The organism is Herbaspirillum sp. YR522 (assembly GCF_000282575.1).
Taxonomy (GTDB): Bacteria; Pseudomonadota; Gammaproteobacteria; order Burkholderiales; family Burkholderiaceae_D; genus Herbaspirillum.
Genome location: NZ_AKJA01000072.1, coordinates 1 through 13,541, shown reverse-complemented (window position 1 = coordinate 13,541; position 13,541 = coordinate 1). Strand labels below are relative to the sequence as shown.

7 protein-coding genes and 1 pseudogene are annotated in these 13,541 nt (G+C 65.8%); 2 read left to right on the top strand and 6 right to left on the bottom strand.

Annotated elements, in window-relative coordinates:
* Together PMI40_RS11280 and cphA are read left to right on the top strand one after the other, a co-directional pair.
* Window positions 1-1,144 (top strand): Mur ligase family protein (locus tag PMI40_RS11280; protein WP_008115304.1); only part of this gene is annotated, 1,144 nt, incomplete at its 5' end.
* Window positions 1,145-1,190: 46 nt separating this feature from the next.
* A complete protein-coding gene (cphA, locus tag PMI40_RS11275) occupies window positions 1,191-3,773 on the top strand; it encodes a cyanophycin synthetase (protein ID WP_008115302.1) in 2,583 nt (860 codons plus the stop codon).
* Between the two features lie 91 nt (window positions 3,774-3,864).
* Here cphA and def read toward each other — a convergent pair whose 3' ends face one another.
* From def to PMI40_RS11245, 6 genes and pseudogenes are all read right to left on the bottom strand, one after another.
* Window positions 3,865-4,401 carry a peptide deformylase gene (gene def, locus PMI40_RS11270; RefSeq protein ID WP_008115301.1) on the bottom strand — a complete coding sequence of 179 codons (537 nt, stop codon included), beginning with the start codon at window positions 4,399-4,401 and terminating at the stop codon, window positions 3,865-3,867.
* A 94-nt stretch (window positions 4,402-4,495) separates the two neighbouring features.
* Window positions 4,496-5,386 carry a UTP--glucose-1-phosphate uridylyltransferase GalU gene (gene galU / locus PMI40_RS11265; protein ID WP_008115299.1) on the bottom strand — a complete coding sequence of 297 codons (891 nt, stop codon included), beginning with the start codon at window positions 5,384-5,386 and terminating at the stop codon, window positions 4,496-4,498.
* Between the two features lie 107 nt (window positions 5,387-5,493).
* Window positions 5,494-7,554 (bottom strand): NAD-dependent DNA ligase LigA, encoded by a 2,061-nt coding sequence (ligA, locus tag PMI40_RS11260; RefSeq protein ID WP_040501930.1) that lies wholly within the window; start codon window positions 7,552-7,554, stop codon window positions 5,494-5,496.
* Between the two features lie 33 nt (window positions 7,555-7,587).
* The gene (locus PMI40_RS11255; RefSeq protein WP_008115294.1) at window positions 7,588-8,901 is read right to left on the bottom strand and encodes a cell division protein ZipA C-terminal FtsZ-binding domain-containing protein; all 1,314 of its coding nucleotides are present in this window, start codon (window positions 8,899-8,901) and stop codon (window positions 7,588-7,590) included.
* A gap of 432 nt (window positions 8,902-9,333) precedes the next feature.
* Entirely contained in the window at window positions 9,334-12,861 is a 3,528-nt protein-coding gene (gene smc, locus PMI40_RS11250) for a chromosome segregation protein SMC (protein WP_008115291.1), read from the bottom strand.
* Window positions 12,862-13,232: 371 nt separating this feature from the next.
* Window positions 13,233-13,541, bottom strand: a pseudogene (locus PMI40_RS11245) (hypothetical protein); the annotation flags it as partial.

Here is a 13,541-nt window from a genome sequence, read left to right as displayed (position 1 = left end):
GGATCCGGCGCTGCTGGAACGCGACCCGGCTGCCGTGCTCGAGCTGCAGCGCCAGAACCTGAGCACCGAATCGGTACCGGCCTCCGGTCGCCGCGTGCTGCTGCTGCGCAACGGCAATGTGTCGGCCGACGTCACCGACCAGGTCCACCCCAGCGTGGCGGCGGCGGCATCGCTGGCGGCGCGCATCGTCGGGCTCGACATTGCCGGCGTCGACATCGTGGCCGACGACATCTCGCGTCCGCTGGCCGACCAGGGCGGTGCCATCGTCGAGGTCAACGCCGGCCCCGGCCTGCTGATGCACCTCAAGCCTTCCGAAGGCGCGGCACGCCCGGTGGGCGACGCCATCGTCGACAACCTCTTCAGCGACGACGAGAACGGCCGCATCCCGATCGTCGGCATCACCGGCACGCACGGCAAGACCACCATTGCGCGCCTGGTGGCGCGCATCATCCACCTCTCCGGCAAGCATGTCGGCCTGGCCTGCGGCGATGGCCTGTACTTCGGCGAGCGCCTGGTCGAGCGCGGCAACCGCGCCAACTGGGCCGCCGCGCACCGGGTGCTGCTCAACCGTGCCGTCGAGGCAGCGGTGTTCGAGAACAGCAGCGTGGCGATCCTGTCCGAGGGCCTGGCCTACGACCGCTGCCTGGTTGGCGTGGTGGCCAACATCGATCCCACCGACAGCCTGCCCGAGTACTACATCGAGAACGCCGAGCAACTGGCAACCAAGGTCAAGCGTACCCAGGTCGACCTGGTGTTGCCCGACGGCGCGGCCGTGCTCAACGCCGACGATCCGCTGGTGGCCGACATGGCCCAGCTGTGCGATGGCGAGGTGATCTTCTTCAGTGTCGACCCGGCCTCGGAACTGGTGGCCGAGCATCGCCGCCAGGGCAAGCGCGCCGTGCTGCTGCGCGGCGGCGACGTGATCCAGGTCCAAGGCCAACATGAAACCCGTGTCAGTTCGGTCGATGCGATTCCGTTGACCGGCAAGGGCACCGTCGCCTACCAGGTCGAAAACGTGCTGGCCGCCGTCGGTGCGGCCTGGGCGTTGGGCATCACGCCCGACCTGATCCGCGCCGGCATCGAGTTGTTCGGCACCGAGCAGGCCGAGGAGCAAGGCTTCACATTCAAGACCCAGGCGGCTTGAGGCCGCCTTCGAAGAATCAAGACTGACGAGAACAGGAAAACTGTCCATGGACGTTTCACGCATACGCGCCCTGCGCGGCCCCAACCTCTGGTGCAGGCACACCGCCATCGAAGCCATCGTCTCGTGCTCCGAGGCCGAACGGGTGGTCGACGACATGCCGGGCTTCGAGATCCGGCTGCGCGCCCGTTTTCCACAGATCGGCTTCCTGCAGCCCGACGGCGGCACCCAGGTGGTGTCGATGGCCCACGGGCTGGCGGCCGCCGCACTGGCGCTGCAGTCGCAGGCCGGCTGCCCGGTCACCTTCAGCCGCACGGTATCGACCATCGAGACCGGCGTCTACCAGGTGGTGGTCGAATACAGCGAGGAAGAAGTCGGGCGCCTGGCGCTGGACCTGGCGCTGCAGCTGTGCCGGGCCGCGCAGGACGACACCCCGTTCGACCTGACCGTGGCGCTGGCCCGCATTCGCGAACTCGACGAAGACGTGCGCCTGGGCCCCAGCACCGCGTCCATCGTCAATGCGGCCATCAAGCGTGGCATCCCGTTTCGCCGGCTGACCCGGGGCAGCATGGTGCAATTCGGCTGGGGCAGCCGCCAGCAGCGCATCCAGGCCGCGGAGACCAGCAACACCAGCGCCATCGCCGAATCGATCGCGCAGGACAAGGACCTGACCAAGATGCTGTTGCATGCGGCCGGCGTGCCGGTGCCCAACGGCCGCGTGGTGACCACGGTCGAGGACGCCTGGGTAGCCACCCAGGAAATCGGCTCGTCGGTGGTGATCAAGCCACTCGATGGCAACCAGGGCAAGGGCGTGGCGGTCAACATCAGTACCCGTGAACAGGTCGAGGCCGCCTTTGCCACGGCCGCGCGCATCAGCGACGAAGTCATCGTCGAGCGCTACCTGCACGGCCACGACTACCGCTTGCTGGTGATCGGCAACAAGCTGGTGGCCGCCGCCCGGCGCGACCCACCACAGGTCATCGGTGACGGCGTGCACACCATCCGGCAACTGATCGACCAGGTCAACGCCGACCCGCTGCGCGGCGACGGCCATGCCACCTCGCTGACCAAGATCCGGCTCGACGACATTGCCCTGGGCGTGTTGGCCGGCCAGAACCTCGACCCCGAGGCCATTCCCGCCCAGGGCGTGCGCGTCGTGTTGCGCAACAATGCCAACCTGTCCACCGGCGGCACCGCCACCGACGTGACCGAGGATGTGCATCCAGACATGGCCGCGCGCGCCATCGCGGCGGCCCAGATGGTGGGCCTGGATATCTGCGGCGTGGATGTGGTCTGCAATTCGGTGCACTCGTCGATGGAAGAACAAGGCGGTGGCATTGTCGAGGTCAACGCCGCCCCCGGCCTGCGCATGCACCTCTCGCCGTCGTACGGCAAGAGTCGCGACGTGGGCGAGGCGATCATGGCGACCATGTACCAGGATGGCGACGACGGCCGCATTCCGGTAGTGGCGGTGGCCGGCACCAACGGCAAGACCACCACGGTGCGCCTGATCACCCACCTGCTGGCCGAGACCGGCCTGCGCGTGGGCATGACCAATACCGATGGCGTCTACATCGACAAGCAGCGCATCGATACCGGGGACTGCAGCGGCCCCCGCAGCGCCCGCAACGTTCTGTTCCACCCCGACGTCGATGCCGCAGTGCTGGAGACGGCACGGGGTGGCGTGCTGCGCGAGGGCCTGGGTTTCGACCGCTGCCAGGTGGCAGTGGTCACCAACATCGGCATGGGCGACCACCTGGGCCTGTCGTACATCAGCACGGTCGAGGACCTGGCGGTAGTCAAGCGCGTCATCGTAGAGAACGTCGCGCCGACCGGCATGGCCGTGCTCAACGCAGCCGATCCGATGGTCTCGAAGATGGCCTCGAGCTGCCCCGGCTCCGTGACCTTCTTCGCGCTGGACCCGCAACACCCGATCATGGCGACCCATCGGGCCCAGGGTCAACGGGTGGTCTACCGCGACGGCGACGCCATCGTGGTGGCCCAGGGTGATTTCGAGAAGCGCCTGAAGCTGTCGGGCATTCCACTCACGCGCAATGGCGGCATCGGCTTCCAGGTCGAGAACGTGATGGCATCGGTGGGCGCGGCCTGGGCGCTGGGCCTGGATTGGGCGCAGGTCACCGCCGCCCTCAACAGCTTCATCAGCGACAGCGACACCGCCCCTGGTCGCTTCAACCTGTTCGACTACAAGGGTGCCACGCTGATCGCCGACTATGGCCATAATCCGGATGCCATCTCGGCGCTGATCAAGGCGGTCGACAGCATGCCCGCCAAGCGCCGCTCGGTGGTCATCAGTGGCGCCGGCGACCGGCGCGACATCGATATCACGCGCCAGACCGAAATGCTGGGCGATGCTTTCGACGAGGTGGTGCTCTACCAGGATCAGTGCCAACGCGGTCGCAGCGACGGCGAAGTGATCGCGCTGCTGCGCCAGGGCCTGGAAAAGGCCACGCGCACCGCCGAGGTCAAGGAAATCCACGGCGAATTCCTGGCCATCGACACGGCGCTGGCGACGCTCAACGATGGTGACCTGTGCCTGATCCTGATCGACCAGATCGACGAGGCGCTGGCACATATCAATGCACGGGTGGCCGAGGTGGGTGCTCCCTCCTGAACCGCTCGAAGGGCCCGGCAAAAGTCGGGTCCTTCGGCCTGCCAGGCCATGGTCCCTGCTTCATCCCATCGCCCTGGACGTCCTAATGCTCCTAATCGTCCTGGTTGGGATCGAGCTCCGGAAACAATATCTCGGTAAAGCCGAACTGGCTGAAATCGCGGATCCGCATCGGGTACAGGATCCCGGCCAGGTGGTCGCACTCGTGCTGCACCACCCGCGCATGGAAACCGTCGACCGTGCGGTCGATCGGCTCGCCGTCCAGGTCGAACCCCTGATAGCGCAACTGGGTCCAGCGCGGCACCACGCCACGCAAGCCGGGCACCGACAGGCACCCTTCCCAGCCATCCTCCTGTTGATCCGACAGTGGCGTCAGCCGCGGGTTGATCAATACCGTCTCGGGTACCGCCGGGGCCTCGGGATAGCGCTGGTTCTGGCCGAAACCGAAAATCACCAGTTGCAGGTCGACACCGATCTGGGGTGCGGCCAGGCCGGCGCCGTTGACGGCACGCATGGTCTCGAACATGTCCGCCACCAGGGCCGTCAGCTCGGGGGTGCCGAAGGCGGTCACCGGCTGCGCCTGGCGCAGCAGGCGCGGATCGCCCATCTTGAGTATGTCGCGCAGCGCCATCGAAATCTCCAAACTGTATCAGTGATAAAAAAACGCCCGGCATGCACCGGGCGTTTTGTATTGTCGCAGATTGCGGCGCGTCGCGCCGCCCTGCTCAGCCTTGCCGGCTGCCGATTTCCCTGAGGTATTCGGTGAAGGCCGGGCCGGTTTCGTGGTGCTTCATGCCCATGGCCACCATCGCCTTGAGATAACCCAGCTTGGAGCCGCAGTCATAGCGCTGGCCCTGGTAGCGATAGGCCAGCACCGATTCGGCCTGCATCAGCTTGGCGATGCCATCGGTGAGCTGGATTTCGCCGCCGGCGCCGCGCTCGATGTTCTCGAGGTAGTCGAAGATGCGATTGTTGAGCACGTAGCGACCGACCACGGCTAGCGTCGAGGGCGCATCATCGGGCGCCGGTTTTTCGACGATGGCGTTGACCCGCTCCAGGTCCGGCTGGTAGGACGTGGCACTGACGATACCGTATTGCTTGGTCTCGGCACGCGGCACGTCCTGCACCGCCAGCATGCTCATGCCCTCGCGTTGATAGATATCGGTCATCTGCGCCAGCACCGGACGGGTGCCGGCATCGACGTCCATGAAGTCATCGGCCAGCAGCACGGCAAACGGCTCCTCGCCAACCACCGGCCGCGCGCACAGCACCGCGTGGCCCAAGCCCAGCGGGGTCGACTGGCGGATGAAGATGCAATTGACGTTCTTGGGAATCACGTTGCGCACGATGTCGAGCAGTTGCTTCTTGCCGGCCGCTTCGAGTTCGCTTTCGAGTTCATAGGCCTTGTCGAAGTGATCTTCGATGGCGCGCTTGTTGCGACCGGTGATGAACACCATCTCGGTGATGCCGGCGGCGACCGCTTCCTCGACCGCATAGTGGATCAGCGGCTTATCGACGATAGGCAGCATCTCTTTCGGTTGCGCCTTGGTCGCTGGCAGGAAACGGCTGCCGAGGCCGGCCACGGGAAATACGGCTTTCTTGATCTTCTTGATCATGTTTGCTCCATGAGATAAATCCTCGATGACTGCTGGCCGACACTGCGCGCATGCGCAAAGTGTAAAGCATCAGCGGCCGCCCAATATGTTCGTTTCGTCACAGCAAGCTAGGTACCGCCGCTGCACAACGCCTTCAGTGCGTCCTCGTCCAGGATCGCCAAGCCCAGCTCTTCGGCACGCGCCAGCTTGCTGCCCGCCTCGGCGCCCGCCACCACGTAGCTGGTCTTCTTCGAGACCGAACCGGCCACCTTGCCGCCGGCGGCCTCGATCATCTGCGACGCCTGGTCGCGCGACAGGTTGGGCAAGGTACCGGTCAGCACGAAGGTCTTGCCGGCCAGGTGCTTGGGCTGGCTGTCGCTGCCCGCGTCTTCGCTCCACTCCAAGCCGACCGCACGCAACTGCTCGACCAGTTCGACATTCTGGGCATCGTCGAAGAAGGCCCGGATCGATGCTGCTACCACCGGACCGATATCGGCCACCTCCAGCAATTGTGCCTCATCGGCGGCCAGCAGCCGGTCCAGACTGCCGAAGTGGCGCGCCAGTTCCTTGGCGGTGGCTTCACCGACGTGCCGGATGCCCAATGCGTAGATGAAACGCGGCAAGGTGGTCTGCTTCGACTTCTGCAGCGCGTCGAGCACGTTACGGGCCGACTTGTCGGCCATCCGGTCCAGCTCGGACAATGCCGACAGGCCAAGGCGATACAGGTCCACAGGTGTATTGACGACATGTCTATCGACCAGTTGCTCGACCAATTGTTCACCGAGTCCTTCAATATCCATCGCCCGCCGCGAGGCAAAGTGCTGCAACCCGCCCTTGCGCTGGGCGCTGCACTTGAGCCAGCCGCCGGAACAGCGTGCGATGGCCTCGTCCTCGAGCCGCACGATGGGCGAATCGCATACCGGGCAGCGGGTGGGCATGACGAACTGGCGCGCGTCCTCGGGACGCCTGTCGGGCACATGCGCCACCACTTCGGGAATCACATCCCCGGCACGGCGCACGATGACGGTGTCGCCGATGCGCACATCCTTGCGCCGCACTTCGTCTTCGTTGTGCAGCGTGGCATTGGTGACGGTGACGCCACCGACGAAGACCGGATTGAGCCTGGCCACCGGCGTGATGGCACCGGTACGCCCAACCTGCACTTCGATATCCAGTACCTGGGTCAGCGCCTCCTGGGCCGGGAATTTATGGGCCAGCGCAAAACGCGGCGCTCGCGAGACGAAGCCGAGTTGCTTTTGCTGGTCCAGGCGATCGACCTTGTAGACCACGCCATCGATCTCGTAGGGCAGGCCCTCGCGCTTGGCGCCGATGCCGCGATAGAACGCCAGCAGGCCCTCGGCGCCGCTCACCACTTCCCGCTCGCGGCACACCGGCAACCCCAGCTGGACGTACCAGTCCAGCAACGCCGAGTGCGAAGGCGGCATCTCGGCGCCTTCGAGCACGCCGATACCATAGGAGAAGAAGCGCAACGTGCGCTGCGCGGTGATGCGCGAATCGAGCTGGCGCAAGCTACCGGCGGCGGCATTGCGCGGGTTGGCGAATTCCTTCTGGCCGGCGTCGCGCTGGCGACTGTTGAGCCGGGCGAAGTCGTGCTTGTACATCAGGACCTCGCCGCGCACGTCGAGCACCGCCGGCACCTTGTCGCCATGCAGCCGCAGCGGGATGGCGCGTACGGTGCGAATGTTGGCGGTGACGTTTTCGCCGGTGGTGCCGTCTCCCCGGGTGGCGGCCTGCACCAGCACGCCGTCGACATAACGCAGGCTGATGGCCAGGCCGTCGAACTTGAGCTCGGTGGCGTAGCGCACCTGCTGCAGGCTTTCCAGCCCGTCCTGTACGCGCTTGTCGAAGGCGACGATATCGTCGTCGGCAAAACCGTTGCCCAGCGACAGCATCGGCACGTCATGCCGTACCGGATCAAATTGCGGCAGCGGCGCGCCGCCCACACGCTGGGTCGGCGAATCCGGGCTGACCAGCTCGGGATGGGCAGTCTCGAGCGCTTGCAGCTCCTGGAACAGGCGGTCGTATTCGGCGTCGGGAATGCTGGGCTGGTCCAGCACGTAGTAGGCGTGGTTGTGGCCGTTGAGCTCGGCGCGCAGCTGGCGCGCACGGGCCAACCAGTCCGGTGCCCCAGCGGGCAGCGGACCATCGGAAAACATGTCTGGTTGCATCTTGGCGTAGGTAGAGGGGGGCCGGCGCGCGACTTAGCTGAACAGGCGCAAGGCACGGGTCGAACCGGCCGGGATGTCGGCCGATTCCATCGCACTGTAGAAGGCCGCGACCTGCTCGGCGATATCGGCCAGGGCCACATCCGACAAGGGCTGGTCGCTGTCGTCGACCATTGCGCCTCCCAAGCGCGCGGCCAATGACCGGGCACAGGCCACCAGCGCACCGTAGCCGTCGCGGGCAGGTGCCACGCGCGGCACGTCCAGCAGCAACGTGAGGCGCTCGGTGGTCTCGTCGGCCTGGCTGGCGTTGGTCGACAGCGCGAACAATACCTCGCCCTCGCCGTCCTGCATCACCAGGTAACCCTCGGTGCGGCGGTCGAAGCCCTGGCGACCCAGGGCCGCCAGCAGCGTAGCCAGGCTCCATGGGGCGCCGCTGGAACGCACGTTGACCGACAACTGCACGTCGTGGTCGGCGATGAACTGGTGCAGCGCCTGGGCGGTGCGGATGACGTCGGGCATGTCCGGCAGCTCGGGCTCGCCGTTGAGAGAATCGGTCAGGTCGCGCAGCCGCATGACCAGTTCGGAATACTCGATCTCGTTCATGGCATTGCTGCGATTGGCCAATTGGGCCCCCGCCAGCAAGGCATTGTAGACGCCGCCATGGGCCACCGCCTCCCATTCGCCGTCGAGGCTGCGGCCGATGAAGTGCACCGGCTTGTTGCCCACATGGCGCAGGCCTTGCAGCGCCGGCAGCAACTTGTCACCGCGCAGCGGTGATTCGAGCGCGATAGGAATGTTGCAATCGATCAACTCGTCGACCGGCAACTCGCGTCGCGCGCGCGGTTGCAGCTGGGCCTGCATTTCAGGCGGGGGGGCGAAGCTGGGAGCATGCTCGAGCGGGTCTTCTGCACCGGCGATCACCTGCGCCACGGTCGACTGCGGCGCCTGCGCGAGCGACTCGGCGATGGCGGCATCAACCGCCTCGCGGCCAGGCTCGGTCACGGCCGGCGCATCGCCCAGGTAGGGCTCGCGCGGCTCTTCAACGGCCTGATCCAGGTAAGCCTTGACGGGCGCCGATACGGGCTTGCGCTCCGGCAGCTCGTAGAAACCGGGTTCGACGCGGCCGCCCTCGTCGCCACTGGCGGCGAACTCGCCACGCTCGACCGGCGCCACCGGCGCATGCTGGGGCTCGCCCTGCTCGTCGGGCGACATCAGCACATCATCGTGGGACGACGAGAAAGCGCGCTCGACGGTCTTGCGCGCCTTGTGTTCCTGCCATTTGTTATACGAGATGACGCCCACGACGAACACGCCACCGATGACGATCAGGCTGGTCTGGAGGTCGATCATGCGGCACGACCTTTCGGATCGGCAAACAGGGAGTGGGCGATACGGGGGTCAGTGCAGCGTGGCATGTTCGGCTCGATAAAGCGGTTCATTGGAACAATCCGAATCCGGATTCTGGGTGGACCGACCGCAGCCACTCGAGGCTGCCAATGCAAGCGGGGTGCCACGGCACAAGGCCTGCGCGACACGGCGCGGCGCAGGCAAGGCTGGAATCGGCAAACGGGCGAGCGGCAAGATTGCGGTCAAGATGTTGTTATTGTTGATGGCCCGAAGGCCGCAAAAGCGTGTCTGGCCTGACATCAAACCTGTCAGGACGGATGTATGACAAGGTCCTCAGGGTAGTGTTCCGCCCCGCCATTGTCAAGCCGACAAAGGGCCGGCGCGGCCTGCTCGCCGGCATTGCCGCAGTGGCAATGCCGGCTGTCGGGAAGCGCGCTAGGCGGCCTGCTCGGCGGTGGCGAAATTGGCGGCCGACTCCATGTCCACGGCCACGATGCGTGACACGCCCTGCTCCTGCATGGTGACCCCGATCAGCTGCTGGGCCATTTCCATGGCGATCTTGTTGTGTGAAATGAACAGGAACTGGGTGTGCTCGGACATGCGCTTGACCATGTTCGCAAAGCGCTCCGTGTTGGCATCGTCGAGCGGCGCGTCGACCTCGTCGAGCAGGCAGAACGGCGCCGGGTTGAGCTGGAACATCGAGAACACCAGCGCGGTGGCCGTCAGCGCTTTCTCGCCACCCGACAGCAGGTGGATGGTGGCGTTCTTCTTGCCGGGCGGCTGCGCCATCACCTGCACGCCGGAATCGAGGATCTCGTCGCCGGTCATGGTCAACCGGGCCTGGCCGCCGCCGAACAGCACCGGGAACAGTTCCGAGAAGTGATGGTTGACCTTGTCGAAGGTATCCTGCAGCAGGCCGCGCGTCTCGATGTCGATCTTGTGGATCGCATCCTGCAGCGTGGAGATGGCTTCGTTCAGGTCGGCATGCTGGGCATCGAGGAAGTGCTTGCGCTCGGAGGCGGTGGCCAGTTCATCGAGTGCGGCCAGGTTGACCGCGCCCAGCGCCGCGATGGCGTTGGTCAAGCGGGTGACTTCGCCTTGCAGGTAGGACGGCCGCATGTCGGCGGTGAGCTTTTCGGACAAGGCCGCCTCGTCGGCCTGTGTTTGCGCCAGTGCCTCGGCGAATTGCTCCTGGTTCAGGCGTGCGGCCTGTTCCTTCAATTGCAGCTCGGTGATCCGGTCGCGCTGCGGCTGCAGGCTGCGTTCGGCCTGCAGCCGGTTTTCGTCGTGCTGGCGCAGTTGCTGCGACAGCTGGTCGAGCTCGTGGCGGGCGTCGGCCAGGGCGCGTTCCTGGTCGCTGCGGCGGTCCAGCAATTCCTGCAGGCCGGCCTGGGCCGCCTGGTCGTCCAGGCTCTCCAGCTCGAGGCTGCCCTGCTGCATGCTGGCAAACAGTTGCGCCGCCTGCTCCAGGGCCGTGGCGATACCGCGCTTCAATTCCTCGATCTTGCTGCGATGGGATTTTTCGGCGAATTCGGTTTCCTGTGCGGCCCGCTCGAGTTCGCGCAGGCGATTGCGGGCATCGTTGAGTTGCTGCTCGCGTCCCAGGTAATCGGTCTGGCCATTCTCGTGTTGCTCCTGCAACTCGGCCAGTTCGATATCGAGTTGTTCGAAGCGCGCCTCGGATTCGGCCTGCACCTGCTGTTGCTCGGCTTCCTGCATGCCGATTTCCTCGAGGTCGGTGGCGATCTGGGTGCTGCGCTGGTTGAAGCGCTCCTGCACCTCGGCCAGCTTCATCACCTCGATCTGCAGGCTGTGGGTCGACTGCGTCAGGCCGGTGACGCGCTGGCGCAGTTCCTGCAGCCGGGTCGAGGCCGCCGACAATGCCGCCTCGGCGCGCACGGCACGCCCCTTGGCTTCTTCGGCCAGCATGTACTGGGCACGCTGCTGCTTGGTGATGTTCTCGATTTCCTGCTGGCGCGCCAGCATGCCGTCCTGCTCCGAATCGGACGCATAGAAACGCACGCTGGACTGGCTCACCACATGGCCGCCACGGGTGACGAACAGGCCGCCCAGCGGCAGCCGGGCGCGCTCGGCAAAGGCCGTGGCCGTGTCGTCGGCGACATAGATCTGGTTCAACCAGTCCTGCATCAGGGCGCGCAAGCCCGGATCGTTCAATTGCAGCAGGCCGATGAAAGGCTTGAGGCCGCTGACCGGCGCCTCCGGCGCCGAGACCACGGTGTTGGGGGCATACAGGGCCAGCTTGGCCGGCGGCGCGTCCGAGAAGAACGCCTTGGCCCAGTCGAGGTTGGACATTTCCAGGGCCGACATGCGCTCGCGCAGGACCGCTTCGAGCGCGGTCTCCCAGCCCTGCTCCACATGCAGCTTCTGCCACAGGCGCGGCAACTCGGCCAGGCCGTGCTTCTCGAGCCAGGGCTGGACCTTGCCCTGCGCCTGCACGCTTTCCTGCAACTGCTTGAGCGCGGACAGGCGCGCCTCCAGCTGGGCATTAGCCGAGGTCTCGCGGCTGACCAGCTCCTGGGCGGCGCGCCGTTCTTCTTCCAGCCGCGGCTGGTTTTCCTGCGCCTCCTCCAGGAACATGCCGGCTTCTTCGAGCGCGGCCTGCTTTTCTTCCAGTTGCAGGCGCAGATTCGACAGGTGCATGTCGTCCGGCATGGCCAGCCCGGTCTTTTCCTGCATCAGCCGCTCGCGCCGCGACGCCAGCCCCGACAGGATGTTGGAGGCATTGCGCTGGTGCGTCGACTGCAATTCGATCTGTTGCTGGACCTGCATGATCCTGGCGCGCGACTCGGTGGTCTTCTGCTGCGACTCGCGCCAGGCCAGTTCCAGCGCCGGCAGGCGCTCGTTGGCGTCCTGCACCGACTGCTGGGTCTGCTCGACGCGCATGCCGAACTCTTCCACCGCGATCTCGGCCTCGGCCAGTTCGTCCTGCTGCTGCGAGCCCTGGCGTTGCCATTGGTCGCGCTGCACGGTCAACGAATTGAGCTGGGTCTGCAGCCGGTTGCGCGATTCGATGACGAACTTGATCTGCGCCTCGAGGCTGCCGATCTCGGAATTGGTCTGGTACAGGTGGCCCTGCGCCTGGTGCAGCCGGTCGCCGGCGCCATAGTGGGCCTGGCGCAGGTGTTCCAGCTCGGTCTCGACGTGACGCAACTTGGCGGTCTGCTCCTCGAGGTCGATCTGGGCCCGTTCGATGTCCTTGAAATGCTTCTCCTGCTCGGCCTTTGCCTCGTTCTTGCGCAACAGCCAGAGCAGTTTCTGCTTTTCTTCCTGGTCGTTCTGCAGTTCGTGGAATTTCTTGGCCACGGCCGCCTGCGCCTCGAGCTTTTCGAGGTTGGTGTTGAGCTCGCGCAGGATGTCTTCCAGGCGGGTCAGGTTTTCGCTGGTGTCGTGCAGACGGTTTTCGGTCTCGCGACGACGTTCCTTGTACTTCGACACCCCGGCCGCCTCTTCGAGGAAGATCCGCAGCTCTTCGGGACGCGCTTCGATGATGCGCGAGATCATGCCCTGGCCGATGATGGCGTAGGCGCGCGGCCCCAGGCCCGTGCCCAGGAAGATGTCCTGGATGTCGCGCCGGCGCACCGACTGGTTGTTGATGTAGTAAGACGAGGTGCCGTCGCGGGTCAGCGTGCGCTTGACGGCGATCTCGGCATACTGGCCCCACTGGCCGGCGGCCTTGCCCATCGCGTTGTCGAACACCAGCTCGACCGAGGCGCGCCCGGCCGGCTTGCGGTGGGTCGAGCCATTGAAGATGACGTCCTGCATCGACTCGCCGCGCAGCTCGGAGGCCTTGGATTCGCCCAGGACCCAGCGCACCGCATCGATGATGTTGGACTTGCCGCAGCCGTTGGGCCCGACCACGCCCACCAGCTGCCCCGGAACCTGGAACTGCGTGGGCTCGACGAAGGATTTGAATCCCGACAATTTGAGGGAAGTTAGACGCACGTTATCGACAGATGTAATTGAATGGGTGGAAACGACATGGTCGCTTGCGCAAAGGCCGACATCATAACATTGCGCGTGCGGGCGTTCCGCGAAAATCGGCGCCAGCGCTTTACGTCCAACCGCGCCCTATCGCTGCAAAAGCCTGTGCCACGACATGCAGGCACACCTGACCGACGTCCGGCGCAGGCGGCAATGCCGCCGGGTCAACAAGCCGGCGGCATTTCCGGCACAGCGTGGGGCCTGGACCGTCTGCCTCGCTTGGCGCAAAGCGACGATCCACTACCCTGGACCTGCCGGCCCGAACGGGCCAGGCGGGAAGTCCAATTGAACCGCCCGGCATTGCCAGCCAGGCGATGCGTGGCCGCACTATCCTAGAAGGTTTCCCATTCGTCGTCATCACCGGCGGGCTTGCCGCCTGGCTTGGACTGCGGTGCCGGCAATGGCTTGGCGGCCGGCTTCGGGCGCGCCGGTGCCTGGGCCAGGGGCTTGGCCGCCGGCTTGGGCGGTGCCTGCAGGGGCTTCCTGGCTGCCGCCGGTGCCGCCGGCCTGACCGGTGCCGCCGCAGTGGGCGTTACCGGCATGACCACGTCGGCCTGCTCGTCGACGCGGAAGGTCGACACGGCCTGCTTGAGTCGACGCGCCTGCTCTTCCAGCGAACCGGCGGCAGCGGCGGCCTGTTC

Coding starts and splice junctions, on each gene's coding strand:
- cphA (WP_008115302.1), top strand. CDS start 1,191: ATGGACGTTTCACGCATACGCGCCCTGCGCGGCCCCAACCTCTGGTGC.
- def (WP_008115301.1), bottom strand. CDS start 4,401: ATGGCGCTGCGCGACATACTCAAGATGGGCGATCCGCGCCTGCTGCGC.
- galU (WP_008115299.1), bottom strand. CDS start 5,386: ATGATCAAGAAGATCAAGAAAGCCGTATTTCCCGTGGCCGGCCTCGGC.
- ligA (WP_040501930.1), bottom strand. CDS start 7,554: ATGCAACCAGACATGTTTTCCGATGGTCCGCTGCCCGCTGGGGCACCG.
- PMI40_RS11255 (WP_008115294.1), bottom strand. CDS start 8,901: ATGATCGACCTCCAGACCAGCCTGATCGTCATCGGTGGCGTGTTCGTC.